Annotated in this window: 25 protein-coding genes; 15 read left to right on the forward strand and 10 right to left on the reverse strand. The window is 70.7% G+C overall.

From position 1 onward, the window contains the following. Positions 1–15: 15 nt before the first annotated feature. From EJK15_RS25950 to EJK15_RS25975, 6 genes are all read left to right on the forward strand, one after another. Entirely contained in the window at positions 16–498 is a 483-nt protein-coding gene (locus EJK15_RS25950; protein WP_138713075.1) for a cupin domain-containing protein, read from the forward strand. A gap of 69 nt (positions 499–567) precedes the next feature. After that, entirely contained in the window at positions 568–1,674 is a 1,107-nt protein-coding gene (locus tag EJK15_RS25955) for an ABC transporter ATP-binding protein (RefSeq protein ID WP_138713076.1), read from the forward strand. After that, positions 1,671–2,300: an ABC transporter permease gene (locus EJK15_RS25960; RefSeq protein WP_206061113.1), complete on the forward strand. Its 630-nt coding sequence runs from the start codon at positions 1,671–1,673 to the stop codon at positions 2,298–2,300. Before EJK15_RS25955 ends, EJK15_RS25960 begins: the two co-directional genes overlap by 4 nt. Before the next feature lie 4 nt (positions 2,301–2,304). Then, complete coding sequence (locus EJK15_RS25965) at positions 2,305–2,991, forward strand: ABC transporter permease (protein ID WP_138713077.1); 687 nt, start codon at positions 2,305–2,307, stop codon at positions 2,989–2,991. Continuing rightward, a complete protein-coding gene (locus tag EJK15_RS25970) occupies positions 2,984–3,907 on the forward strand; it encodes an ABC transporter substrate-binding protein (RefSeq protein WP_138713078.1) in 924 nt (307 codons plus the stop codon). Before EJK15_RS25965 ends, EJK15_RS25970 begins: the two co-directional genes overlap by 8 nt. Continuing rightward, positions 3,894–4,730, forward strand: a complete 837-nt coding sequence (locus EJK15_RS25975) for a MurR/RpiR family transcriptional regulator (protein WP_171074538.1) — start codon at positions 3,894–3,896, stop codon at positions 4,728–4,730. Before EJK15_RS25970 ends, EJK15_RS25975 begins: the two co-directional genes overlap by 14 nt. Positions 4,731–4,865: 135 nt before the next feature. Here the strand turns inward: EJK15_RS25975 and EJK15_RS25980 are convergent, their stop codons facing one another. From EJK15_RS25980 to EJK15_RS25990, 3 genes are read right to left on the reverse strand one after another with little or no spacing between them, the layout of a single operon-like run. Next, positions 4,866–5,684 (reverse strand): carbohydrate ABC transporter permease, encoded by an 819-nt coding sequence (locus EJK15_RS25980; RefSeq protein WP_138713080.1) that lies wholly within the window; start codon positions 5,682–5,684, stop codon positions 4,866–4,868. Continuing rightward, positions 5,681–6,589: a carbohydrate ABC transporter permease gene (locus tag EJK15_RS25985; protein WP_138713081.1), complete on the reverse strand. Its 909-nt coding sequence runs from the start codon at positions 6,587–6,589 to the stop codon at positions 5,681–5,683. The genes EJK15_RS25980 and EJK15_RS25985 overlap by 4 nt, the downstream gene beginning before the upstream one ends. A gap of 21 nt (positions 6,590–6,610) precedes the next feature. Beyond that, positions 6,611–7,861 carry an extracellular solute-binding protein gene (locus tag EJK15_RS25990; protein ID WP_138713082.1) on the reverse strand — a complete coding sequence of 417 codons (1,251 nt, stop codon included), beginning with the start codon at positions 7,859–7,861 and terminating at the stop codon, positions 6,611–6,613. A gap of 113 nt (positions 7,862–7,974) precedes the next feature. Here EJK15_RS25990 and EJK15_RS25995 point away from each other — a divergent pair, with 113 nt between their 5' ends. From EJK15_RS25995 to EJK15_RS26010, 4 genes are all read left to right on the forward strand, one after another. Next, entirely contained in the window at positions 7,975–8,742 is a 768-nt protein-coding gene (locus EJK15_RS25995) for an IclR family transcriptional regulator (RefSeq protein WP_138713083.1), read from the forward strand. Beyond that, complete coding sequence (locus EJK15_RS26000) at positions 8,739–9,683, forward strand: sugar kinase (protein WP_138713084.1); 945 nt, start codon at positions 8,739–8,741, stop codon at positions 9,681–9,683. The genes EJK15_RS25995 and EJK15_RS26000 overlap by 4 nt, the downstream gene beginning before the upstream one ends. 113 nt (positions 9,684–9,796) lie before the next feature. After that, on the forward strand, positions 9,797–10,852 hold the full coding sequence (locus EJK15_RS26005) for a hypothetical protein (RefSeq protein ID WP_138713085.1): 1,056 nt from the start codon (positions 9,797–9,799) through the stop codon (positions 10,850–10,852). 44 nt (positions 10,853–10,896) lie between these two features. Continuing rightward, on the forward strand, positions 10,897–11,154 hold the full coding sequence (locus EJK15_RS26010; RefSeq protein ID WP_138713086.1) for a DUF1876 domain-containing protein: 258 nt from the start codon (positions 10,897–10,899) through the stop codon (positions 11,152–11,154). 16 nt (positions 11,155–11,170) lie between these two features. Here the strand turns inward: EJK15_RS26010 and EJK15_RS26015 are convergent, their stop codons facing one another. From EJK15_RS26015 to EJK15_RS26035, 5 genes are read right to left on the reverse strand one after another with little or no spacing between them, the layout of a single operon-like run. Then, a complete protein-coding gene (locus EJK15_RS26015) occupies positions 11,171–12,103 on the reverse strand; it encodes a dihydrodipicolinate synthase family protein (protein WP_138713087.1) in 933 nt (310 codons plus the stop codon). Then, positions 12,100–13,089, reverse strand: a complete 990-nt coding sequence (locus EJK15_RS26020; RefSeq protein WP_138713088.1) for an ABC transporter ATP-binding protein — start codon at positions 13,087–13,089, stop codon at positions 12,100–12,102. Before EJK15_RS26020 ends, EJK15_RS26015 begins: the two co-directional genes overlap by 4 nt. Next, positions 13,082–15,046, reverse strand: coding sequence for a dipeptide/oligopeptide/nickel ABC transporter permease/ATP-binding protein (locus EJK15_RS26025; RefSeq protein WP_138713089.1), 1,965 nt, complete (start codon positions 15,044–15,046; stop codon positions 13,082–13,084). The genes EJK15_RS26020 and EJK15_RS26025 overlap by 8 nt, the downstream gene beginning before the upstream one ends. After that, a complete protein-coding gene (locus EJK15_RS26030; protein ID WP_138713090.1) occupies positions 15,043–16,002 on the reverse strand; it encodes an ABC transporter permease in 960 nt (319 codons plus the stop codon). Before EJK15_RS26030 ends, EJK15_RS26025 begins: the two co-directional genes overlap by 4 nt. After that, positions 15,999–17,606 carry an ABC transporter substrate-binding protein gene (locus tag EJK15_RS26035; RefSeq protein ID WP_138713091.1) on the reverse strand — a complete coding sequence of 536 codons (1,608 nt, stop codon included), beginning with the start codon at positions 17,604–17,606 and terminating at the stop codon, positions 15,999–16,001. Before EJK15_RS26035 ends, EJK15_RS26030 begins: the two co-directional genes overlap by 4 nt. Before the next feature lie 142 nt (positions 17,607–17,748). Here EJK15_RS26035 and EJK15_RS26040 point away from each other — a divergent pair, with 142 nt between their 5' ends. Next, complete coding sequence (locus tag EJK15_RS26040; RefSeq protein WP_138713092.1) at positions 17,749–18,459, forward strand: FadR/GntR family transcriptional regulator; 711 nt, start codon at positions 17,749–17,751, stop codon at positions 18,457–18,459. Here EJK15_RS26040 and EJK15_RS26045 read toward each other — a convergent pair. Then, the gene (locus EJK15_RS26045; protein WP_138713093.1) at positions 18,456–19,037 is read right to left on the reverse strand and encodes an HD domain-containing protein; all 582 of its coding nucleotides are present in this window, start codon (positions 19,035–19,037) and stop codon (positions 18,456–18,458) included. The two genes, EJK15_RS26040 and EJK15_RS26045, sit on opposite strands and share 4 nt — an antisense overlap. Before the next feature lie 49 nt (positions 19,038–19,086). Here EJK15_RS26045 and EJK15_RS26050 point away from each other — a divergent pair, with 49 nt between their 5' ends. The 3 genes from EJK15_RS26050 (at position 19,087) to EJK15_RS26060 (ending at position 21,138) form a co-directional block, all read left to right on the forward strand. Beyond that, a complete protein-coding gene (locus tag EJK15_RS26050) occupies positions 19,087–19,950 on the forward strand; it encodes a DUF4429 domain-containing protein (RefSeq protein WP_138713094.1) in 864 nt (287 codons plus the stop codon). A gap of 49 nt (positions 19,951–19,999) precedes the next feature. Then, positions 20,000–20,428: a nucleoside deaminase gene (locus EJK15_RS26055; RefSeq protein ID WP_138713095.1), complete on the forward strand. Its 429-nt coding sequence runs from the start codon at positions 20,000–20,002 to the stop codon at positions 20,426–20,428. 191 nt (positions 20,429–20,619) lie between these two features. Continuing rightward, positions 20,620–21,138 (forward strand): phospholipase, encoded by a 519-nt coding sequence (locus tag EJK15_RS26060; protein ID WP_138713096.1) that lies wholly within the window; start codon positions 20,620–20,622, stop codon positions 21,136–21,138. Positions 21,139–21,176: 38 nt separating this feature from the next. On the opposite strand, the gene EJK15_RS26065 is transcribed toward EJK15_RS26060, so the two are convergent. Beyond that, a complete protein-coding gene (locus EJK15_RS26065; RefSeq protein WP_138713097.1) occupies positions 21,177–22,280 on the reverse strand; it encodes a winged helix DNA-binding domain-containing protein in 1,104 nt (367 codons plus the stop codon). Between the two features lie 122 nt (positions 22,281–22,402). Here EJK15_RS26065 and EJK15_RS26070 point away from each other — a divergent pair, with 122 nt between their 5' ends. Then, the gene (locus tag EJK15_RS26070; protein WP_138713098.1) at positions 22,403–25,234 is read left to right on the forward strand and encodes a helix-turn-helix transcriptional regulator; all 2,832 of its coding nucleotides are present in this window, start codon (positions 22,403–22,405) and stop codon (positions 25,232–25,234) included. The last annotated feature ends 19 nt before the right edge of the window (positions 25,235–25,253 follow it).

Genomic DNA, 25,253 nt, shown 5'->3' on the forward strand with positions numbered 1-25,253 from the left:
TGAGAACGGAGCACGATGTACCTGACACCCGCAGAATGCGCCGAGCGCGCCCGCCGCGCCGCGGCCGACTTCGACACCGGCACGCTGCCAAGGGAGGGACCGGGCTCCTACCTCCTGCTCTGGGCGGACGAGCAGTCGGTTGCCTGGCTCAACACCTGGTGGGAGGGGCGGGACACCGGCTACCACGACCATGACGGCTCCGCGGTCGGCATCTGCGTCCTGGAGGGCAGGGTCACCAACGAGGGCCTGCCGATCGACGGCGTGCGCCGCGTGCGTGCCTACGGTCCGGGCGAGTCGCTCTCGCTTCCCGGCTCGGGCATTCACCGGATGGACCATGAGGCGGGGGCGATCACGATCCACGTCTACTCGCCGCCGCTGCGCGCCATCGGCCACTACGACGTGGTCGACGGGCTGCTGCAGCGGGTGCCGGGCCCGCCCGACGAGGGCTCGCCACCCAGCCCGAACCTCCTTAAATCGCTCACGTTTGCACAGAAGTAACACCTTCTTAACTGAAAGACATCTTTCAGTCAGAATTCTGCATGAAGCTTTCCATTCAAGGGGAAACTCGTGATCAGATTCGAAGCAGTGACCAAGGTCTTTCCAGGCGGCACGACCGCCGTGGACGCCCTCGACCTGGAGATCCACGAGGGGGAGACCACTGTCCTGGTCGGCTCGTCCGGCTGCGGGAAGACCACCACTCTTCGAATGATCAACCGGATGATCGAGGCCTCCTCCGGCACGATCACCGTGGGTGGGCGGGACGTCGCCACGCTGGATCAGAACACGCTGCGCCGCGGCATCGGTTACGTGATCCAGCAGAGTGGCCTGTTCCCGCACAGGACCGTCCTGGACAACATCGCGACCGTGCCGCGGCTGCTCGGCTGGGACAAGAAGCGTGCGCGGGCCCGCGCCGCGGAGCTCATGGAGATCGTCGGGCTCCCGCAGGAGATGGCCACCCGATTCCCGCACCAACTCTCCGGCGGTCAGCAGCAGCGGGTGGGAGTGGCCAGAGCGCTCGCCGCCGACCCGCCCATCCTGCTCATGGACGAGCCGTTCGGCGCCGTCGACCCGGTGGTACGCACCCTGCTCCAGGATGAGCTGCTCCGCCTCCAGAAGGAGCTGCGCAAGACCATCGTCTTCGTCACCCACGACATCGACGAGGCGGTGCGGCTCGGTGACCGGATCGCGGTCTTCCGCCAGGGCGGCCACCTGGTGCAGTACTCCACCCCTGCCGAACTGCTGGCCCACCCCGCCGACGACTTCGTCGCGGAGTTCCTCGGCGCCCAGCGCGGCCTCCGGCTGCTCTCACTTGGCTCGCTGAAGGAGGTGCCCGCCCTCCCGGTGACGACCGTCGCCCGCGACGCTCCCGCCGAGACGGTGGCCGCGACCGCCGCCGGGGCCGGGATCCGCTGGATGGTCGCGGTCGAGGCGGACGGCCGGCCGTATGCGTGGGTGGACGCCGAAGGCAACAGCCTGCCGGTCGCGACCGTCCGCGACGGCGGCACCCTCCTGGACGCCCTGGAGGCGGTGGTCTCCTCACCGCGCGGCCATGTGGTCCGCGTCGACGCCGAGGGCAAGGTCGCCGGAGTCTCCTCCGAGCGCGACGTCCTGCGGGCCGCCGCGGCCCACCGCTCCACCGTGATCGGCGACGGCGGTCAGGAGGTGGCCACGTGAGATGGTCCTGGTTCGCCAGCCACGTCGACGAGATGGCGGAGCTGACCCTGCAGCACGTGATCACCACGGTGATCTCGGTCGGTTGCGGGCTGCTGATCGCGCTTCCGCTCGCCGTCCTGGCCCACCGGATCCCCAGGCTGCGCGGGCTCATCCTCGGCATCACCAGCGTGATCTTCACGGTGCCGTCGATCGCGCTGTTCATCCTGCTGCTGCCGTTCACCGGGCTGAGCCTCACCACCACCGTCATCGGCCTGACCCTCTACTCGCTGGTGGTACTGGTGCGGAACATCGTCGAAGGGCTCGCCTCCGTCCCACCGCGCGTCCGCGAGGCCGCCAGAGCCATGGGGTACGGCAGAGCCCGGGCACTCATCGCGGTCGAGCTGCCGCTCGCCCTACCGGTGATCATGGCGGGGGTCCGCATCGCGACCATCATGACGATCAGCCTCACCAGCGTCGCCCTCGTCATCGGCCAGGGCGCACTCGGCCAGCTGTTCGCCGACGGGCTGCAGCGGAACTTCGCCGAGCCGATCATCGCGGGCATCGCCCTCACCCTCCTGCTCGCCATGGTCGCCGACGTCGCCCTGGTGGGCGTCCAGCGTGGCCTCACCCCGTGGACGAGGCGGTAACGCCATGCTGGAACTCCTGCGGCAGATCTTGGCCTGGTTCACCGATCCCGCCCGTTGGGCCGGGGGCGACGGGCTGCTCGCCCGCCTGGCCGAGCACCTGGAGTACTCCGCACTCTCCACGGTCGCCGCCGCCCTGATCGCCCTTCCCATCGGGCTGGCCATCGGCCACACGGGACGCGGCGCCTTCCTCGCCATCAACGCCACCGGGTTCGGCCGCGCACTGCCCACGGTCGGGGTGGTCACCCTGGTCTTCCTGGTCAGCGGGCTCTCCCTGTGGCCGGTCTACATCGCGCTGGTCGTGCTCGCCGTACCGGCCATCGTGACCAACACCTACGCCGGCATGGCGGCGGTGCCGCCGGAACTGCGGGACGCGGCACGCGGCATGGGCATGACCGGCTGGCAACGGCTGTGGCAGGTCGAGGTGCCCGTCGCCGTGCCGCTGATCCTCGCCGGCATCCGCATGGCCGCGATCCAGGTCATCGCCACCGCGACGATGGCCGCGTACGTGAGCTTCGGCGGTTTCGGCCGTTACCTCTTCGACGGGCTGGCGCAGCGGGACCTTCCTCAGGTCCTCGCTGGGGCGATCTCCGTGGCGGTCCTCGCCATCGCCACCGACCTTCTGCTCGCAGCGCTTCAACGGGCCCTCACCCCCCGGGGACTCCGTGACACCCGAAAGGAAGCCCATGCTTAAACTGAGCGCCGGATTTCTCGGCCTGGTCCTGACCTTGACCGCCTGCGGTGGCGGCACCACCACATCGCTGGCCGAGCCGTCCGCCACCGCGTCCTCGTCGGGAGCGCCGGGCGGCGAGACGATCGTGATCGGCACCGCCAACTTCACCGAGAACGTCACCCTCGGCTACGTGTACGCGGGCCTGCTGGAGAGCAAGGGCTACACGGTGACGGTCAAGCCCAACCTCGGCTCCCGGGAGATCATCTTTCCGGCGCTGAAGAACGGCGAGGTCGACATCCTGCCGGAGTATCAGGGCGCCCTCATGGCCCACCTCGACCCCGACGCCAAGTCCTCCGACGGCGACGGCGAGGCCAAGGCGCTGGCCGCCACCCTCCCTGCAGAGCTCAAGGTCCTCCCCTACGCGCCGGCACAGGACCAGACCGTGTGGCTGGTCACCAAGGAGACCGCCGCCAAGCACAACCTGAAGTCGATGGAGGACCTGGCCAAGGTCAGCAAGCAGCTCGTGTACGGCGCGCCGCCCGAGAACAAGACCCGCTACGTCGGCGTGGTCGGCCTGAAGAAGGTGTACGGCATCGAGTTCAAGGAGTTCAAGTCGCTCGACGTGGGCGGGCCGCTCACCAAGGCCGCGCTGAAGAACGGCGACGTCGACGTCGCCGACGGGTTCAGCAGCGACCCGGCGATCGCCGACAACGGCTGGATCGTCCTGGAGGACCCCGAGCACTTGGCGCCGACGGAGAACATCGCGCCGCTGGTCAGCACGGGCAAGGTGACCGACAAGCTGACCGCGGCCTTCACCGAGCTCAACGCCAAACTCACCACTGAAGAGCTGGTCAAGATGAACCGCCGCACCGACGTGGACAAGGAAGACCCCGAGGACGTTGCCGATGAATGGCTCAAGACCGTTGGACTCGTCTGACGTCTCCGCGCGGCTGAGGGAGCTCCTCGATGGGCACAGGCTCTCCCCTTCGCAACGTCGGATCGCCCGCTACCTGCAGGACCATCCTCACGAGGCGGTCTTCCTCAACGGCATGGACCTGGCCAAGGCGGTCGGCATCAGCCAGCCGTCGGTGACCAGGTTCGTGGCCGCCCTGGGATTCGCCGGTTTCCCCGAGTTCCGCGACCACCTGCGGGCGGCCGTGAGGGACGGCCAGGGCGCCCGCCCCCAGGCGGGCAGCGAACTGCAGTCCATGGTGGACTCCGAGATCCGCAACCTGGAGCGGCTGCGCGACAGCCTCGACGAGCCGGGACGGCTCGCCGAGGCGGCCGCCGCGCTGGCCGCCTCCCGGCCGCTGCCCGTGGTCGGGCTGCGGGTCTCCGCGCCGCTGGCGTCCCTGTTCGGTTTTCTGGCGGCCAAGGTCCACCCCGACATCCGGGTGATCGACGCGCCGGGGTCGACGCTGGAGGACCGGCTCAGCCGGGCGGCGGAGGCGGGCGCTACCTGGCTGCTGGCGTTCGGCCTGCCCCGCTATCCCCGCGAGTTGCGCGAGGGGCTGAGCTGGGCCCGGCGGTGCGGGCTGCGGATCGTGCTGGTCACCGACCACGCCGTCGGCGGGGTGGCCGACCAGGCCGACGTGGTGCTGACCGCACCGGTAAGCTCGCGGTTCGCCTTCGACTCGCAGGCCGCACCCGCCGTACTGTGCGCTGCGTTGGTGCATATGATGATCAACATGTTGCCCGCGGCGCCGCTGGAGGATTTCGAGAGCGGGGCCGCGGAGCGGAAGCTCTTTCTGACCGACTGAAGAGCCGTTCAGTCGGAGGAACCGCGGCTTGACGAACCGCCGGATGCGGGCCCGCATGTCCGGTGGTGTGAGAGGAGGGTGAGGAGACCTCACCCTCCTCCTCGATTCCGGGGTCTGGTGCTCGACGGGAGACGGTCAGTCCTTGACGGCGCCTCCAAGTCCTGACACCAGCCGCCGCTGCACCGCCACGAAGAAGATCAGCACCGGGATCGTCATCAGCGTCGAAGCCGCCATGATCCCGCCCCAGTCGTTCTCGTCCGGCTTGAAGAAGACCAGCAGCGCCGCCGGCAGGGTCTGGTTGTCCTTGGCGGAGATGATGAAGGTCCTGGCGAAGAGGAAGTCGTTCCAGGCCGTGATGAAGGAGAACACGCTGGTCGCCACGAGTCCGGGGGCGACCAGCGGGAACAGGATCCGCCACAGCACGGTCGCGCGCCCGGCGCCGTCGATCATGGCCGCCTCTTCCAGCGCCTCCGGCACGGCGGCGACGAACCCGCGCATCATCCAGATCGCGAACGGCAGCGTGAACGCCAGCTGCACCACCACCAGCGAGGCCAGCGTGTTGAGCAGCCCGAGGTCCCGGACGACGAAGAACAGCGGGATGGTCAGCGCCTCCACGGGCACCATCTGCGCGATCAGGAACATGATCAGCACGGTGGTCCTGAGCCTGAACGTGAACCTGGTCACGGCCACGGCGGCGAGGAAGGCGACCCCGGAGGAGAGCACGACCACGGTGAGCGCCACGCCCGCGCTGTTGAGCAGGTAGCGGCCGAAGCCCTCCCCGGTCAGCACCCTGACGAAGTTGTCCAGCGTCGGGTGCAGGGTCCACGGCTTGACGTCGAGCGACTGGATCTCGCCGTCGGGCTTGAGCGCCGACAGCACCATCCAATACAGCGGGAACGCGGTCAGGAACGCGATGACCAGTGCCACCGCGTTGGGCAGCAGGCGTCTCCTCATAGCCGCTCCCCAGTGCGATAGAGCGCGCGGATGTACAGCAGTGTGATCCCCAGCAGGATGAGCGTCATGACGACGGCGACGGCCGAGCCGAGGCCGTACTCGGAGGAGCCGAAGGCGGTCTGGTACGCGTACACGTTGAGCACGGTGTTCTGGCCGGCGACGCCGCCGCCGTTGGTCATGACGTAGATCTGCGTGAACACCTTGAAGTCCCAGATGACGGACTGGATGACGACGATCGTGATCAGCGGCCGCAGCATCGGCACGACGACCGCCCAGAACGACCGCCAGGCCGAGGCCCCGTCGAGCGCCGCCGCCTCCAGCACGGACGCCGGGATGGCCTGGATGCCCGCGTAGAGCGTCACCATGACCAGCGGGAACGAGTGCCACACGATGGTCGCGCCGACCACCCCGAACGTCACCCACCGGTCGTAGAACCAGTTGAACCCGTCGAGCCCGAGCACCTGGTTGACCAGCCCGAGATCGGCGTCGAACAGGAACATCCACACGGTCGAGCCGGTCATCGCGGGCGCCGCCCAGGCGCCCAGCGCGGACAGCGACAGCGCCGTCCGCGGCACCGGGCCGACCCTGGTCAGCAGCACGGCCAGCGCCGCGCCGACGGCCAGGGTGGACACCACGAGCGCCGCCGCGAACCCCACGGTCTGCGCCAGCACCTCCCAGAACCGGGCGTCGCCGAGCAGCGCGGCGTAGTTGCCGAACCCGACGAACGTGCTCGGCTGCCCGCCGCTGACCTGGGCCTGCCGGTAGTCGAAGACCGACAGCAGGCCCAGCATGTACACCGGGTAGCCGAACATGGGCACCAGCACGGCCGCCGCGGGCAGCAGGTAGAGCCAGGGGCGCGTCTTGGTACGGCGGCTGACGAGGACAGCGGTCTCAGAAGTCGGCATGAGATTGCCATGTCACAGCGGTCACGAGGGCCCGAAGGCCGCCTTGACGGCGGCGGCCGCCTCGGTGGTCGCCTCGTCCACGGTGGCCTGCCCGGTGGCCACCTTCTGCAGCATCGTGGGGATGACCTTGCTGTTGTCGATCTTCACCCAGGCGGGGTCGATCGGCACGAACTTCGTCCCCTTGGCGACCGTGTCCAGGAACGGCTTGAGGAACGGGTCCTTGGCCGCCAGCTCGTCGCGCGCCCCGGTCAGCGTCGGCAGGTTGCCCATGGCCTCGTACATCTTGACCTGGTACGCCTTGCTGCCCAGCAGCTTGACGAAGTCCACGGCCAGCGTCCGGTGACCGGCGTTCTTCAGCACGCCCAGGTTGTTGCCCCCGGCGAAGGCGGGCGCGATCGAGCCCTCGGCCGAGCCGGGCAGCGGCACCACCGCGTACTTGCCGGCCACCGCCCCGGCGTCCATCGCGGAGCGGTTGAAGTTGCCCCCGATGCCCATAGCGGCCTTGCCGCTGGCGAACAGCTCGACCGTCTTGCCGCCGGTGAGCGACACGCACGCCTGCGGCGGGCAGATTTCGTCCGTCAGCAGGTCCGTGTACGCCTTGACGCCCTTGCGCGACTCGGCCGAGTCCAGCGAGGTGATGTCGCCGCCGGCGTCCCAGATGAAGGGCAGGGCGCCGAAGGTGTTCTCACCGCCGACGGCCATGCCGTACAGGTCGGGCTTCTTCTTGCGGATCGTGCGGGCGGTCTCCGTCAGCTCGCCGATCGACGCCGGAGGCTTGAGCCCCAGCTCGTCGAAGACGTCGGTGCGGTAGTAGAGGGCGCGGACGCCGATGAACCACGGCAGCCCGTACTGCTTGCCGTCCACGGAGACGGACTCCAGGAGCTCGGGCGTCATGTCCTGGCCCTTGATGTCCGCCGTGAGGTCGGCGAAGCCGCCGGCGGCGGCGTACTCGGCGAGGTCGGTGTTGCCGTACTCGGCGACGTCCGGCGAGCTGGCCGGGTCGTTGAAGGCGCCCTTGAACTTCTCGTGCCGGGCCGGCGTGGTCGGGATGTAGGCCACCTCGACCTTCACGTCGGCATGTGCGGCGGTGAACTCCTTGATCGCCTCGTTGACGACCTTGTCCTTGGGGGCGCGGTTGGGCTCGTCGAAGAGCCACACGCGTAGCGTCCCGGTCTTCTCGTCGCCGCCGCCTCCCGCCGGGGCGGTCGAGGGGGCGCAGGCGGCCAGCGCGAGCAGTGCGGTCCCGGCCGCGGTCCAGTAAAGAAACTTCACTTTTTACCTCCTGGGCGCAGACACTAGGAACCCGTCCAGGAGCCGGGAAGGTTCGTAATTAGTTGTTGTGCATTGCACAACGCTGTGTTGCATAGACGTTTCCTTGATGGCGTATGTTGATCGGCGTGCCCGAACGCAACCAGTCCGCCTCCCTCCGCCGCGCCCTGGCCGTGCTGGACCATGTTCGGGACCACACGGGCCTGTCGCTCACGCAGCTGGCCGAGGCGCTGGGGGTGGCCAAGAGCACGGTGCTGCGGCTGAGCGTCCCGCTCATCGAGGCCAGGCTGCTCGAACGCGACCGCAAGACCGGGGTCTACCGGCTGGGCCACGGCGCGCTGCGGCTCGGCCAGGCGTACCTGGCCGAGCTCGACCTGCGCGTGGTTGCGGCCGAGGAGTCGCACCGGCTGATGACCGAGGTACGCGAGACCGTCCACCTGGTCGTGTACGACCCGCCGCACGTCGTCTACATCGACAAGGTGGAGAACGAGACGAACGTCCGCATGGCCTCGCGCATCGGCAGCCGCGGCCCCGTCCACTCCACCGCGGTCGGCAAGGCCATCCTGGCCTGGCAGCCCGAGGAGGCCGTCGCCGGGCTGGCACTCGAACCCAGGACCAGGCACACGATCATCGACCACGACCGGCTGCGCGCCGAGCTGGCGCACATCAGGCGCCGCGGCTACGCCGTGGACGACCGCGAGAACGAGCCCGAGGTGCGCTGCGTCGCCGCACCGATCTTCAACCACACTGACGCGGTCGTCGCCGCCATCTCCGTCTCCGGGCTCACGTCGCGGATCACCGCCGCGCGCGTACGCGAGCTGGGGCCGGTGGTGGCCGGGGCGGCGGCGCGGATCTCGAGAAAGCTGGGTAGCCCGAGCAGATGATCGAACTGGTGACCTTCGGTGAGACCATGGCGCTGTTCGCTGCCCGCCGCACCGGGCCGCTGCGCTTCGCCCGCGACTTCGACCTGGGCCTCGGCGGCGCCGAGTCCAACGTCGCGATCGGCGTGGCCAGGCTCGGCCACCGCGCGGCGTGGATCGGCAGGGTGGGGGCCGACGAGTTCGGCGACCTGATCCGGGCGACCCTCGCCGGCGAAGGCGTGGACGTGCGCGCCATCCCCGACCCCGGCGCGCCCACCGGGCTGATGATCAAGGGCAGGCGCACGGCCGACCTCATCGACGTGCGCTATTACCGCAAGGACAGCGCGGGCTCCCGGCTGTCGGTCGCCGACCTCGACCCGGAGCTCATCAGGTCGGCCCGGGTGCTGCACGTCTCCGCGATCACGCCCGCGCTGTCGGACTCGGCGCGCGACGCCGTACGGCACGCGATCGCGCAGGCGCGGGCCGCCGGGGTGACCGTCTCGCTCGACGTCAACTACCGCCGGGCGCTGTGGACCCCTGAGGAGGCGGGCGCGTGGCTGCGGGAGACGGTCGGCGACGTGGACGTGCTGTTCGCGACCGAGGCCGAGGGCCGGCTGATCGCGGATGTCGGGGCGCCGGTCGAGCTGGCCAAGGCGCTGGCGGCCCTCGGGCCGCGGCACGTGCTCGTCAAGTTCGGCTCCAAGGGCGCCATGGAGCTGACCGACGGCGTCGTGCGGCGGGCGGAGCCGTACCGGGTGACCGAGGTGGACCCGGTGGGGGCCGGGGACGCGTTCGCGGCCGGGTGGCTGGCGGACTGGCTGGCCGGGGCGGAGCCCGAGCAGCGGCTCAGCACGGCGTGCGCGGCGGGGGCGTTCGCGGTGACCTCCCAAGGCGACTGGGAGAGCCTGCCGCGCCGGGCCGATCTGAGCCTGTTGCGCCGCCCGGCCGACGGCGTGAGCAGGTGATCCGCGCGCCCCGTTGAAGCCGGTCGTCGGTTTCGCTCGAAAGACCACTGCCCGTAACCGGCTTTACGCCCAAAGAGCGCCGCGCGTAACCCCGAATGTCATAGCCTGCCGGGATGCTCGATCAACTTCTCGACGAACTCTTCCAGGCCGCGGACGACCGGGACCCCGCGCGCTTCTTCGCTGTCCTGCCGCGGCTCTACGCCGCCGCCCAGACCGCCGGGCAACCGGCACTGTCGGCCGCGCTGGCGCGGTTCGGGGATCTGTTCGAGCGGCTCCCGCTGAGGATCGGCGCGCGCCTGGGCATGCTCTGCGGCGCGCTGGCCGAGCTCGGCGGCTATCCAGGGCCGGTGACCGAGCCGCTGGTGAACGAGCTGAGCGACTGCCTGGAGCTGGCCGGCGGGTTCGCCGCGAAGTGGCGGTCGGTCACGGGCGAGGAGCCGCCCGAGCCCGTCGACGACGACCACCACTGGACAGAGGCCACAGCAGGCCGCCTGACGAGCGCCGCGCTCACCCGCGAGCAGGCGGTCGAGCTGACCGACGCGTGGTCGTTCGCGTACCTGCGGGCCCTGCCCGTCATGTCGATCCTGGCGCTGTCGCGGCAGGTCAGGACCTCGCTTCCGGCCCGCGAGCGGCTGATCGCGGCCCTGGGGACGGTGCTCGACGAGCGCGCGGACCTGGAACCCCTCGCGGGCCTGCTGCGCGTGCTCGACGGCGAGCGGCTGATCGTGCTGCACCGGCCGACCCGGCGCGGCTATGAGGTCGTGATCGGCGGGATCGGCGACAACTTCCAGCTGCACACGCTGCTGGCCGACGCGCTGAGCGGCCCGGCCGCCGACGGGCTGCTGGAGGGCGTCCGGCCGGACCCGGCCTGGGTGCGGGCCGCCACGGACGGCCCCGTGGAGTCCGACGCGCCGCCGGTACGCGGTCAGTTCAACCTGGTGGACGCGAACGGCAAGTGGATCTGGAACGAGGGCCGCCCGGTCGACATCCCCCGCCTGGACGGGGTACGCGTCGTCGTCCTCGACCCGCCGCCGTACGAGCGGGCGTGGAGCCCCGGCCGGATGTACCCGATGATGCGGCCTGCCCTGCGCCTGCAGCGGATCCTGCCCGCGGAGGAGGCTGCGGCGTGGCTGGCCAAGGTCGCACCGGAGGGCGGCTCCGGCGCGTGACGGCGCCCATAAAGGGCAGGCTCGAAGGTAGGGAGGTAGTCGTCATGGAGTACAAGCAGTGGAACATACAGATCTGGATCAGCGAGGACGAAGACGACGCCCTGACCACGGCCACGGCGGTGCTGTTCACGCCGGACGGCAAGCGCCACGAGAGCGTGGGGCACGCCCGCCGCAACCCGCACGACCGGCCGGTGCCGGGGATCGGGGACGAGCTGGCGGCCGGGCGGGCGCTGTCCGAGCTGGCGGCGAAGCTGATCGAGGACGGCGCGAAGGACGTCGCCCACTTGGCCGGCCGCGCCTGATGGAGGCCCCGCCTGGCTAGAGCAGCCCGGCGGCGGCCAGGAGCTTGCCGATCTGGCCGATCTCGTCGTCGTTCAACGGGATCTGCGGGAGCGCGGTGATCGGGCAGTCGATGACGCCGCGCAGGTGAAGTGCGGCCTTGAACGCTCCGAGGCCGGACGAGCTGCCGCCCATGCGCGTGCCGCCGACGTGGACGATCTCGAACAGCCTGACCAGGCGCTCCTGCTCCGCCCTGGCCGCCTCCCAGTCACCGCGGGAGGCGCACTGGTACAGCTCGACGTAGCCGTGCGGGTCCACGTTGCCGAGCCCTGGCACGACGCCGTCGGCGCCCATCCAGAGCGCCGAGTCCACGGTCACCTCGGACCCGGTCAGCACGCTGAACGGCGCCTCGCGCCCGAGAATGACCTGCCGCAGGCCGCCGTCGTCGCCGCTGGAGTCCTTGACCCCGGCCAGCGCCCCCTCGGCGGCCAGCTCGAGCAGCAGGCCGGCGCTGAGCTTGGTGTGCACGGAGACCGGCAGGTCGTACGCGTAGACCGGCAGCGCGCTGCGGGCGGCGATCGTGCGGAAGTGCGTACGGATCTCCTCCGGGTGGGTGCGCGTGTAGAACGGCGCGGTCGCCACCAGCCCGGACACCCCGGCCTCGGCCGCGATCCGCACGTGTTCGAGCACCCGCGGCGTGGTCATGTCGATCACCCCGGCCAGCACCGGCACCTGCCCGCCTACGTGCCCGACCACCGTGTCCAGCACCACCCGCCGCTGCGCGTCCGTCAGGTAGGCCACCTCCGACGACGAGCCGAGCACGAACAGCGCGTCCACCCCACCCGCCAGCAGATGGTCGACCAGCCGGGTGAGCGAGGCGGCGTCCACCTGGCAGTCGGGGGTCATCGGGGTGCAAACCGGCGGAATGACACCGGTCAACATCGCGGACTCGGCGACATTGGAAAACGTCATGCGCGCTCCTGGATCAGCTCTACGTCGGTCACTCCCGCCGCCACCGGGTGGTGGCAATGGAAGAGGTGGTCGTCGTCGGTCCGCGCGGCGGGCATCTCCGCGGCACAGATGTCATCTGCCCGCCAGCACCGCGTGCGGAACGGGCAGCCGCTCGGCGGCCTGGTGGCCGAGGGCACGGTGCCCACGAGCGGGATCGGGTTGATGGGCGAGATCAGCCCGGGGGTCGCCGAGAACAGCGCCCGCGTGTACGGGTGCCGCGCCCGCAGCGGCACGGCCTGCGCGGGCGTCTGCTCGACGATCCTGCCCAGGTACATGGTGACCACGCGGTCGCTCATCCTGCGTACCGTCTGGATGTCGTGCGAGACGAACACCAGCGCGAGCCCGAGCCGTTCCTTCAGGTCGAGCAGCAGGTTGAGGATCTGGGCGCGGACCGACACGTCGAGCGCGCTGGTGGGCTCGTCGGCGATGAGCAGGTCGGGTTCGAGTGCGAGCGCCCTGGCCACGGCCACCCGCTGGCGCTGCCCGCCGGACAACTGGCTGGGCAGCGCGTCGGCGGCGCTCGCGGGCAGGCCGACCAGGTCGAGCAGCTCGCGTACGCGGGCGTCGCGCTCGGCCGGGGCACCGCGCCGATGCACGTTGAGCGGGTCGCACAGCACCTGCCGGACGGGCAGGCGGCGGTTGAGCGCCGTGGACGGGTCCTGGAAGACCATGCCGACGCTCGACCCGATCAGCGCGCGCCGCTCCGTCTCCTTCAGCGCCCACAGGTCCTGGCCGCGGAACGTGACGGTGCCCGCGGTCGGCCGCTGCATTCCGACCAGCACCTTGGCGAGCGTGGACTTGCCGCATCCCGACTCGCCGACGACGCCGACGGTCTCGCCGGGATTGACCACGAGGTTCGCGGCGGTCAGCGCGTAGACGCGGTCGCGCGAGAACACCCCGCCGGAGCGGGCCTTGTGGACGACGTGCACGTCCTTCAGCTCAAGCATGCTGCTCCTCACTCTTCGCGAGGACCACCGCCGGGTGGTGGCAGGCCACCGCGTGCCGGTTGGCGTCGCCCTCCAGCACCGGAGCGCTGGTACGGCACACGTCCGTGGCCATCGGGCACCGGTCGGCGAAGCGGCAGCCGGCCGGGAAGTCGGCCGGGGCCGGCACCACGCCCTGGATCTGCGTGAGCCGCTCGGCCCCGGACTCCAGCGACAGGACCGAGCCGAGCAGGCCGCGGGCGTAGTGGTGGGCGGGTGCGCCGACCAGGGTCGCCGTGACGCCGGTCTCGACGATCTGGCCGCCGTACATGACGACCACGCGGTCGGTGACGTCGGCGACCAGCGCGAGGTCGTGCGAGACGAGGATCAGCGCGAACCCGAGCTCCTCGCGCAGCCGCAGCAGCAGCTCGATGACCTGCGCCTGGACGGTCACGTCGAGCGCGGTGGTGGGCTCGTCGGCGACGATCAGCTTCGGGTCACGCGACAGGGCCATGGCGATCAGCACCCGCTGCCGCTGACCGCCCGACAGCTCGTGCGGGTAGGCGGACAGGGTGCGGCGGGCGTCGAGGCCGACGAGCTCCAGCAGCTCGACCGGGCTGCGCCGGCCGCCGCGCCGGGTGAGCTGCTTGAGCTGGGCCTTGATGGTCATGGCCGGATTCAGCGAGGACAGCGCGTCCTGGTAGATCATCGCCATCTCGTGACCGAGCAGCCGGCGGCGGGCGCGGCGGGACTCCGTGAGCAGTTCCCGCTGGTCGAAGCGGATGTGCCCGCTGACGCGGGCGTCGCGAGGCTGCAGGCCCATGATGGTCAGCGCGGTCAGCGACTTGCCGCAGCCGGACTCGCCGACCAGGCCGAGCACCTCGCCAGGGCGTATCTCGAAACCGATGCCGTCGACGATGTCCAATGTCGCCGAGCCCGCGACGGCGTCCACACCTCTGGGGAACCCGATGCGCAGCCGCTCCACGGCGAGGATCGGCGGGCCCTGCGGGAGCGGGCGGGCGCGTTCGGCCAGCCGTTGCGCGGCCTCGGCCAGGCCGGGCAGCTCCACGATCTCGCCGGAGCCCGGCCGGGCCTGCTCGAAGGCGTCGTCCTTCTTAGGAACGGCCTTCCGGGCGGCGGGCGCGGCCCAGGCGTCGGAGATGCCCTCCGCCAGGATGTTCAGGGCCAGCACGGTGATCAGGATCAGCAGGCCGGGGAAGACCGTGGCCCACCAGCCGCCGAGCAGCACCATGTTCTTGCCGTCGGCGATGACGCTGCCCCAGGACGGGTTCGGGGGGCGTACGCCGGCGCCGATGAACGACAGCGACGCCTCGAACACGATGGCGTCGGCCACCATCACCGTGCAGAACACCAGCACCGGCGCCGCGCAGTTGATCGCGACGTGCCTGATGAGGATGTGCGGGGTGCGGGCGCCGATGATGCGCTCGGCCGCCACGTAGTCCTCGCCGTACTGGGCGATCACGTTGGCCCGCACGACGCGGGCCACGGACGGCATGTAGAGGAAGGCCATGGCCATGACCAGCACTGTGATGCTGCCGCCGAACACGGCCACGAGCACCGCGGCCAGCGCGATGCCGGGAAAGGCCATGACGACGTCGAGCAGGCGCATGATGGTCTCGTCCACGGCGCGGCGCGAGGTGGCCGCGGCGGCGCCGATGATCGCGCCGGCCACCAGCGCCAGCCCGGTCGCGCCCAGGCCGATGATCAATGACCAGCGGGCGCCGTACAGGAGCCTGGACAGGATGTCGCGGTTGGCGCTGTCGAGCCCCATCCAGTGCTCGGCGGACGGGCCGCCGCCGGCGGCCTCCTGGAAGTACGGCGAGTGCGGCGCGATCCACGGCGCGAGCAGCGCGGCCAGCACGACGACGGCGACGATGCCGACCGCCACCCACGACAGGGGCTTCAGCCGGCGGAACCGCATGCCCGGCCGGGCCAGGCGCTCCGTCAGTCCACGTCTCATGCGGCGCTCCTGAGGCGGGGGTTGACCAGCAGGTAGAGGACGTCGACGACCAGGTTGACGACCATGAACCCGATCGCGATGGTGAGCACGACGCCCTGGACGACGGCCGGGTCGCCGTCGCGCACCGCGTTGATCATGAGCTGGCCCATGCCGGGCAGGCCGTAGATGGTTTCGATGACCACGGTGCCGCCGATCAGGTAGCCGATGCGCAGGCCGAGCACGGTCAGCGGGGTGATGAGGGCGTTGCGCAGCACGTTGCGGCCGATCACGACGATCGGCGGCAGGCCGCTGCCGATCGCGGTACGCACATAGTCCCGGTCCAGCTCCTCCACCATCGAGGTGCGGATGATGCGGGTGAGCTGCGCGGCGATCGGCAGCGACAGCGACAGGGCGGGCAGCGTCATGGACTGCAGCCAGCCGGTGGTCGAGTCCGCCGGGTTGATGTAGCCGCCCGTCGGGAACAGGCCCTCGCCGACGGCCAGATACTGGATCATCAGCAGCGCCAGCCAGAACGGCGGCGCCGCCACCCCGACCAGCGACACCACGCGGATCACCTCGTCGGGCCAGCGGTCGCGGAACAGCGCCGCCGTCACGCCGAACACCAGCGCCAGCACGACCGCCACGGCCAGACCGAGGAACGTGAGCTGCAGCGTCAGCGGCAGCGCGGTCGTCACGGACTCCAGCACCGGCTTCTTGGTGAGCACGCTGGTGCCCATGTCGCCCTGCGCCAGATCGGCCACGAAACGGACGTAGCGGATCGGCATCGGGTCCAGCAGGCCGTTCTCCAGCTGGAACTGGTGGATCTGCTCGGGGGTCGGGTTCGCGCCCTGGAAGTAGGCGTACTCCGGCTTGCTGTTGGAGAAGCGCATCACGATGAAGACGAACGCGACCACGCCGAGCAGGATCGGGATCAGAACGAGGAGCCGCCGCAGCAGCATCCGGGCGACGATCGTCATGTCCTCTTGGCCTGCAGCAGGTTGATGCCCGGGTAGGGCTGGGCGCGGATGCCGGACAGCTTCTTCGGGTCCCAGGCGGTCATCAGCTCGTTGTGCACGACCGGGTAGAGCACGGCCAGCTCGGCCACCAGATCCAGATATTTGTGGATCTGCTCGGTCTTCTGGGCCTTGTCCGTTTCCTTGCTGGCCTCGTCCATCATCGCGAACAGCTTCTTGGCGTCATCGCTGCCGTCGAATTGGCTGTACTTCATCCACAGGCCGCCGGGCACGTAGTTGTAGTGCAGGATCAGGTCGGCGTCCATGCCGAACTGGTTGGGGTTCGAGGCCGCGGCGACCACCTGGTAGTCCTGGAACTGGTCCATCTTGGTGAACAGCGCGGCCGTGTCCTGCGGCTCCAGCGTGGTCTTGACGCCGATGGCCTCCCAGGAGGCGGCGATGGTGGGCAGGCAGTCCGCGATCCAGCTCACGTTGACGGCCATGAGATTGATCGTCAGATTGCTGACGCCCGCCTCTTTCAGCAGCGCCTTGGCCTTCTCCGGGTCGTAGTCGTAGACGACCGAGGCCCGCTTGTGGTCCGGATGGCCCTCGTTGAGGAACGAGCTGGAGGCGGTCCCGTGGCCCTTGAGCGCCACGTCGATCATCTTCTGCTTGTCGATCGCGTAGTGCAGCGCCTGGCGCACCCGTACGTCGTCGAAGGGCTTCGTGCCGGTGTTGAACATCAGGAAGATGTGGTTCATGCCCTTGCCGCCCTCGACCGTCAGGCCCTGCTGCTTGAGCTGGTCGACGTTGGCGTACGGGATGTTGTCGGCGATCTGCGCCTCCGCCGAGCCGCCGGAGATCTTGGCGACCCTGGCCGCGGCGTCCACGATCGTCAGCCAGTTCATCTTCTTGACCGTGGCCGGGCGCGGGCCGTTGTAGCCGTCGAACGCCTCGAAGGAGGTGTTGGACTTGGGGTTGTGCGCCGTCTGCTTGTACGGCCCCGAGCCCACGGTCTTGCCGCTCTTGGCCTGGTCCCATGCCCCCGCCTGGCTGAACACATGCTTCGGCATGATCTTCGCGATCGTCAGCCGGGGCGCGGCGTCCGGGAACGGGAACTTGAAGACCAGCTCGACATTCTTGTCGTCGATCTTCTTCACCTCCTGCAGCCAGGACTTGAAGAAGTTGCCGACCAGCACGTTCGCCTCGGGGTCGAGGACGCGCTCGAACGTGAAGACCACGTCGTCGGCGGTGACCGGCTGCCCGTCGTGCCACTTGGCGCCCTCGCGCAGGGTGAACTTCCAGGTGGTGGCGTTCAGGTCGGACGGCAGTGCGGTGGCCAGCGCCGGGTACGGCTCGCGGGTGATCGGGTCGGTGTCGAGCAGGCCCTCGTAGATGTGGTTGATCCCGGCCATCGCGAAGGCCGAGGCGGTCTGCGTCGGGTCCCAGCTCTGGTCGTTGCCGTAGCCGATGACGGCGGTGATCAGGTCTTTGTTGGATCCGGCGCCGACCGAGCCGGTCGAGGCCGGGCCTCCGGAACAGGCGGAGAGGGTGGCCGCGATGACCGCCGCCGCACCCGTCGCTCCGCTGTAGCGCAGGAAGTCACGGCGGCTGAACTCAGAGCTCACGGATGCCTCCTGGTTGTACCCTGGTCATAGGACGTGGGACATCCCATGTCCTACCTTGTGCGTAAGGTGGACGGTAAACGCCGCCCCCGCTTGAGGTCAACAGAACATTTCAGGATTGTTACCTAGAACGAAAGGATTCTTCATGACCGCTGTCCCGCGTCCGGTACGGCCCAGCCGTGCCGTCGAGGCCCAGGAGGGCGTCAAGGACCTGATCGTCCGGCGCGGGCTGGTGGCCGGGGATCCGCTGCCCACCGAGTCCGAGCTCATGGAAGAGCTGCACGTCAGCCGCAACTCGATCAGGGAGGCGCTCAAGGCACTGCAGGCGGTCGGCATCGTCGACATCCGCCACGGCTTCGGCATGTTCGTGGGCCGCATGTCGCTGGCCGGGCTGGTCGACGAGCTGGCCTTCCACAGTCGCATCACGCTGCAGAACGGCAAGAACCACCTGGCGCACCTCGTCGAGATCCGCGAGATCCTGGAGCGCGGTCTCGTCCAGCGCCTCATCGACCTGGGTCCCGAGGCCGACCTGGCCCCGGTCGCCGGCGTCATCGCCCGGATGGACGCCGAGGCGGAGAACGGGCTGGTCTCCCCGGAGACCGACCGCCTCTTCCACGACCTGCTCTACCGGCCGCTCGGCAACCCGCTCGTGAGCCAGCTCCTGGGGGCGTTCTGGGACGTCTACTACCAGCTACGCGATCATCTGGGGGCCCCCGACGAGCCGCCGGGCGACGTGGCCAAGCGGCACCGCGACATCTACGCGGCCGTCCTGGCCGGCGACGGACCGGCCGCGGCCGCCGCCGTCACCGCCCACTTCGACGGCGTACGCAACCGCCTGGCCCGGCTGAGGGGCTAGGCGGGCCAGCGCTCCACGCGGCGCCAGTGCCGCCGCCACTCCCCGTACCACTGCGCGAACCACGGGTGGGCCCCGGCCAGCGGCATGATGTACGCGACGGTCTCGAGGTAGTAGCGCCGCTGGAACCGCCACGACATCCGCTGCAGCTCCTGCACGTTGCTCGCCCGGTCGGCCAGCTTCACCAGCACGGCCTCCGGCGGCGCCTTGACGAGGGAGCCAAGGTAGTCGGCCTTCACTCCGCCGCGGGGCTTGGTCACCCACCGCACGAGCTCCGCCACGCGGCCGCCGAACCGCCGCATGATCTCCCGCTCGGTGCAGGGCGTGTCCTCCAGCACGTCGTGCAGCACGATCGCGACCAGCACGTCCCGGTCGCTCACCCGGGCCCCGGCCACGGCCACCTCCAGCGCCTCGAGCAGATGCTCCAGGTAGGGCCGCCCGGTCGGCCGCTGCTGAGCCCCGTGCCACCGGCCGGCGAACGCGACCGCCTCGCGCAACGCCTCCACGGTCGGTGCCGGGAGCGCCTCGCCCAGCGGGCCCTCCGCGTGCTTCCAGGACGTCCAGCTCGTGAAGGTCTCCATCCCGATCCTCTCGATGTGATCGTGCCCGCCCGTGTCTTACGCTGAGAATATGGCCGAGATCGCCGTCCCCGACGGCTCGTGGACGTTCAACGGCGAAATCCTGCGCATCGTGCCCGGCAGCGACAAGGACGTGCACGATCTGCGCAAGACCCTTGGCGAGGTGGTGGTGCCGCGCGACGCGATCGCGGGGATGGCGTTCGAGCCGGCTCGCAAGGGCGGGCACCTGCGCCTGCGGCTGCGCAAGGGCGCCGATCCCCTGTCGGACGCGGTCGCGGGTGCGCTGGGGTCGCCCGCGGACCCCTACCGGCTGTCCGTGCCGAAGGCGCGCGCGGGCGCGGCCGAATACTTCGCCGACGAGGTCCGCGACACGCTGCTCGTCTACCAGACCCCGACCGGCCCCTGCGAGGACTACCTCATGCCCGGCCCCGACGTGCCGATCTCCGCCACGGCCGGCGACGGCACGGCGATCTTCGACGGTGAGCGCGTGCGGCTGGAGTGGAACGGGTTCGCCAGTTCGGAGAAGGAGAAGGCCGGGCCGCAGGAATTCCCGCTGCCGGACGTGGCCGGCGTGGAGTGGAAGCCGCAGTCCGGCATGGGCTACGGCACGCTGCGCTTCCGGATCAAGGGCGAGAGCCCGGCCCAGCCGCCGCAGAAGGACGTGCGCTGCGTGTCCTGGGGCATCCAGCGTTTCGGCGGGGCGACGGCCCTCGTCGCCGCGGCCGTGCTGGCCCGCCTGCCGCGCAACGTGCCCGAGCTGCCCCCGCCGCCGCCTGCTCCGGTCTCCGACGACGTCCACGACGCGGTCTTACGCCGCCTGGCCGAGCTGGGGGAGCTGCACCGCTCGGGCGTGCTGACGGACGAGGAGTTCTCGCTGGCCAAGCAGGCCATGATCCGGCGGCTGCAGGACTCGTAGGAGGCTGCGAGAATTCCGAGACGTCCGCCCGCCGAGCCGAGGAGCCAGAGTGACACACGACGACGAGAAGCTGCTCCGCCGCGCCATCGAGCTCGCCGCAGAGGCCAGGGCCGGCGGCAACCCGCCGTTCGGCTCGCTGCTGGCCGGGCCTGACGGCGCCGTCCTGGCCGAGGAGCGCAACACCTCGCTCACCGACCGCGACATCACCGCGCACCCGGAGCTGAAGCTGGCACGCTGGGCCGCCCGCGAGCTCGACCCCGCCGCCGCGGCCGCCACCACCATGTACACGAGCTGCCAGCCCTGCGGCATGTGCGCGGGCGCGATCGCCCGCTCCGGGCTGGGCCGCGTCGTCTACGCCCTGTCCGGCGAGCAGCTCGACGGCCTCAAGCCGCCGGGCACCGCCTTCACCGACCCCCCGTCCGAGGGCCCGGCCCTTTACGCGGAGGCCCGCGTTCCCGTCGACGGTTACTACCGCTGAGCCGGGTCCCGGCTGACTCGGCCCGCTGACAGGAAATCGACTCGTTGTAAAGAGCGAGCTTGCGCGAACCCGTCCCAAGAAATTGAGCACAAACTGCTTCTGCGTTTCCCGGTTTTTCGCTTCATCGTTGGATTGTCAGGCGAACCTTGCCACGACATGCGTCCAACTCCCGGGCATTGGAGCAGGTTGTCATGGTCAGACGGTCCCTCGCCACACTCTTCTTCGCCGTCCTCTCCCTCGGATTCGCGTTACCGGCCCATGCGGTGACCCTGGAGCAGAAACTCGCCGCCCTTTCCGGATTCAGCCAGGCGACCGCCGCCAGCGCCACGTCCTGGCGGGCCGCCTGGCAGAACCAGGCGGCCTGGGCCGACTACGCCTTCGACTGGTCGACCGACCTCTGCTCCAGCAGCCCCGACCAGCCGCTCGGCTTCGATTTCCGGATGTCCTGCCGGCGACACGATTTCGGTTACCGCAATTACAAGGCCGTGAGCCAATTCCCGGCGAACAAGGCACGCATCGACGACGCGTTCTACTTCGATATGCGGCAGGTGTGCGCCCGATACTCAGGAGTCTCCAAATCCACCTGTGACGGGCTGGCGTGGACGTACTACCAGGCGGTCCGGGAGTTCGGCGACCTCGTGGTCACCGACGAGCAGATCCAGCGGGTCCAGCGGCAGGCCGAACTGAACGCGCAAAGCGCCGACGCCTGACAGAGCCGGGCGGGGATGCCGTCGCGTCCCCGCCCTGTTCAGAACTTGGACGGGCCGTTAAAGACTGATATTTCGTGCTTGTCGGCCGGTGCCAGGAACTCCAGCAGCCGCAGCCCTTCCTTCTCCGCCTCCTCCAGCACGGAGATCGGCTCCCACTGGTGGATGTTGAGCGTCGAGGTGCCCTTGGCCCGGGTGACCGTCCAGTCGCCGGCGGTGAAGCCGTCCACCAGGATGATGCGCGGCACCACGTTCGTGCCCATGAACCCCTGCTGCACCACGGCCGCGCCGTTCTCGGTGATGACCCTGGAGCGGTCGGCGTGCGACAGGAACAGGTTGTCGAAGTCGTACATCAGTCGCACCGGGGCCGGCACGTCCTCGCCGGGCCGTACGGCGTCCGGCAGGTCGTACAGGGTCCGCCCCGCCTCGTCCCTGAACCGCACCAGGTCCAGCGACTCCACCACCTCGCCCAGGCGCGTCAGCCCGGACCACGTCTGCACGTCCATCACCGACGTGGGACCGAACGCCGCCAGGTAGCGCCGCACCAGCTCGGCGGGCGTCATCGGCGGCACCTCGAAGCCCAGCCACGACTCCGCGCTCGTGTGCGCGATCGGCCCGCTCTTGCCCCACACTCCGCGCGGCGGCACCTGCACCAGCGACACCAGCGACCGCACGCCCATGCCGAGCGCACGCGGGTCTGCCGACGGCCACCGGTCGCCCAGCGCCCGCCCCAGCTCGGCGAACGTCATGGGCCGCGCCTCCAGCAGCGCCCGCCCGGCCGTCGCCAGCTCGTCCAGGTCCACTCCCGCCAGCTGCTTGCCGAAAGCCGTCCTGGTCATGCGCTCGGTGACGATCTGCAGCAGCGGCCGCATGGCCAGGCAGTCGCGGGCGCTGACGAGGTGGATGGTGGAGCGCTGCAGGGCGAGGCGCACCAGCTCGCGCGACACCAGCAGGTCGGCGGCGTCGCCGGGCGTGAAGCCGGCGATGCGGTTCCACAGGCCTGTGTACCAGGTGTGCGGGGTCTGCGCCTGTAGCCCGCCGAGGTGCTCAACGACGTCTACGACACCTTTGTCGGTGCGGCGTAGCAGGAGCTGCCGGTCGAGCGTGGCCCGGTTGAGCGCCCTGCGGCTGATGAGGGGATCCATGGCACAAAGGTAGGGGCTATTGCGGCCGGTCCCGGGCCGCAATAGCTGACTCGGGGCAAACCGACACTGGACGGTCGCCGGACCAAGGCACAGGATGAACTTTGGCCAGGGGGGTGAGTCCGATGGCAGTGCGCGCCCTTCACAACGGACCCGAGCGCTCCCGCGACGAACAGTTCGTCGGTCGCTGCCGGGAACTGGCGGTGCTCCACGCCCAGCTCGGCCGCGTCTGCGAGGGCCGGTCGAGCCTCGTGGTGCTGGAGGGGCCGGCGGGAATCGGCAAGACCGCGCTGGCCGGCGAGTTCCTGGCCGCGATCGAGAACGCGATCGTGCTGGACGTGAGCGGTGAGGAGGGGGAGGCCGAGCTGCCGTACGGCGTGCTCGGGCAGCTCGGGGCGCAGGCGCAGCCCGTACCCGAGGTGCTGGCCCGCTTACCCGGGCCCGGCGCGCCCGCGCAGCCGGATCCGCTGGTGGTCGGTGCCGCCCTGCTGGAGCTGCTCGGCCAGCTGCAGCGCACCGCGCCGGTGGTCATCGCGATCGACGGGGCGGGGTGGGCGGACCTGCCGTCGCTGCACGCGCTGACGTTCGCGCTGCGGCGGCTGCGTACCGACCGGGTGCTCGCCATCCTGATCGCAAGAGAGAGTGACGATCCCCGGCTGCCCGACGGGCTGCGGCGGCTGCTGCGCAGCAGCGCCGCGCTCAGGCTGCCGCTCAGTGGGCTGAGCACGCGCGAGCTGCAGGCGCTCAGCGCCCGGCTCGGCCCGGTGCGGCTGACGCCCCAGGCGGCCGAGCGGCTGCACGAGCACACCAACGGCGTCCCGCTGCACGCCCGCGCGCTGCTCCAGCAGGTACGCGCGGAAACCCTGGCCGATGTGGACGCCCCGCTGCCCGCGCCGCGCGCCTACACCACGCTGGTGCTCGACCGGCTCGGCCGGTGCGGGACCGCGGCGCAGCGGCTGATGACCGCGGCCGCCGTGCTCGGCACGTCTGCGCCGGTGCACCTCGTGGCCCGCATGGCGGAGCTGGCCGAGCCGCTGCCCGCGCTGGAGCAGGCCACCGGGGCCGGGCTGCTCGTCGAATGGCGTACCGGGGCCGGGGTCTCGCTCGGCTTCCCGAACCCGCTGGTCAGGGCCGCCATCTACCACGACCTCGGCCCGGCCACCCGGCGCCGGCTGCACCTGCTGGCCGCCGACCTGGCCGACGACGTCGTGCACCGGCTGCACCACCGGCTGGCGGCCGCCGACCAGGTGGACGAGGAGCTGGTGCGGGAGGTGGCCAGGATCGGGCGGCGGCAGGCGACGGCCGGACGTTGGTCGAGCGCGTGCGGCTGCCTGACTCGGGCCGTGCAGCTCACGGGGGAGGGATCCGCGCGTGATCGGCTCATCGCGGAGGCCGTGGAGGCGCTCCTCGCGGCCGGCCGCCCGCTGGACGCGGGTGCGCTCGCCGCCCAGGTGGCGCCCGCGGCCGATCCGGCGGTACGCGACTACGCGCTGGGGTCGGTGGCGCTGGTGGCCGGGCGGTTGGAGGAGGCCGTCCGGCAACTCGGCAACGCCTGGTCCCACGCGGCCTGCGACCCACGCCTGGCCGCGGGCATCGCGGGCCGCCAGGCCATGGCGTCCCTCCTTCACGGCGATGGCCCGGCCGCGGTGCAATGGGCGGAACGCGCCACGACCGGCACCCCATCACCGCCCCAGCCCCCGCCCTCCGGCGATCAGATTTCGGACGGCGCTCGGGCATCGGGTGCGGAGTCGTCGGGCGGCGGTGAGCTGGTGCGGTTTGCTCGGCTTGTCGGGCTCGGGCTGGCGGGAAAGGTCGAGGAGGGGCTGGGGGCGAGCGGGGAGTTGCCCACGCCCGCGCAAGGCGCGCCCGGAGAGCTGGACGCGCTGCTCGGCAGGGGGATGCTGCGCCTGTGGGCCGACGACCTGGCCGGAGCGCATGACGACCTGCTCGGCGTGCTCACCGTCAGTGCCGAAGGGTCGGCTCCGTTCCAGCTTCTGGTGGCGACGGCGCTGGCCCAGGCCGAGTACCGGCTCGGCCGCTGGGACGAGGCCGCCGCGCACGCCGAGATCGGCGCCTCGACCGCCGACGACTTCGGTCAAGTGTGGCTGGCGAGCTACGCCCACGCGGTGGCCGCCCTGGTGCCCGCCGCCCGCGGCGAATGGGAGCGGGCGCTCACCCACGTACGCGCCGCTCGCGCCGCCTGCCACCCGGACAACCTTCCGGCCCAGGTCAGTACGGCCGGCGCCGACGCCCTGACGGCCACCGCCCGGGGCGACCACGAGGCTGCCATCACCGCGCTCATGCCGCTGACCAGGACGGACCTCCCCGGTGAGCCGTCCATCGTGCTCTGGCGCACGCTCCTGGCCGACGCCCTGGTCAACGCCGGCCGGCTGGAGGAGGCCGAAGCGGTCCTGGTGCCGTGCGAGCTGCTGGCTCTGGAGCGGGAGCGCCGCAGCGCCCTGGCCGCGGTCGCCCGCGCCCGGGCCGGCCTGCTGGCGGCCAGGCACGAGCCGGTCGAGGCGGAGAGCTCCTACCAGGTCGCGCTGGGGCACTCCGCCAAGATCGACATGCCGTTCGAGGAGGCCAGGATCCAGCTCGCGTACGGTACGTTCCTGCGCCGCAGGGGACGCCGGGCGGCCGCCGCCGAGCAGCTCGAGGCGGCCCAGCTCACGCTGTCCAGGCTGGGGGCGCTGCCGTACCTGGAGCAGTGCGACCTGGAGCTGGCGGCGAGCGGGCGGGCGGTGCTGCGCCCGCAGGACACCGCCAGTCTGGGCCTGACGCCGCAGGAGCACACGGTGGCGGTGCTGATCAGCAAGGGACTCACCAACCGGCAGGCGGCGCGCAAGCTGGTGCTGAGCGTCAAGACGGTCGAGTACCACCTGAGCCACATCTACACCAAGCTCGGCATCACCTCGCGGACGGCCCTCATCGGGAGACTGGGCGATCTCGGGGAGTGACAGATGGCGGGGAGAGCGG

It is taken from the genome of Nonomuraea basaltis (assembly GCF_005893125.1).
GTDB classification, from domain to species: Bacteria; Actinomycetota; Actinomycetes; order Streptosporangiales; family Streptosporangiaceae; genus Nonomuraea; species Nonomuraea basaltis.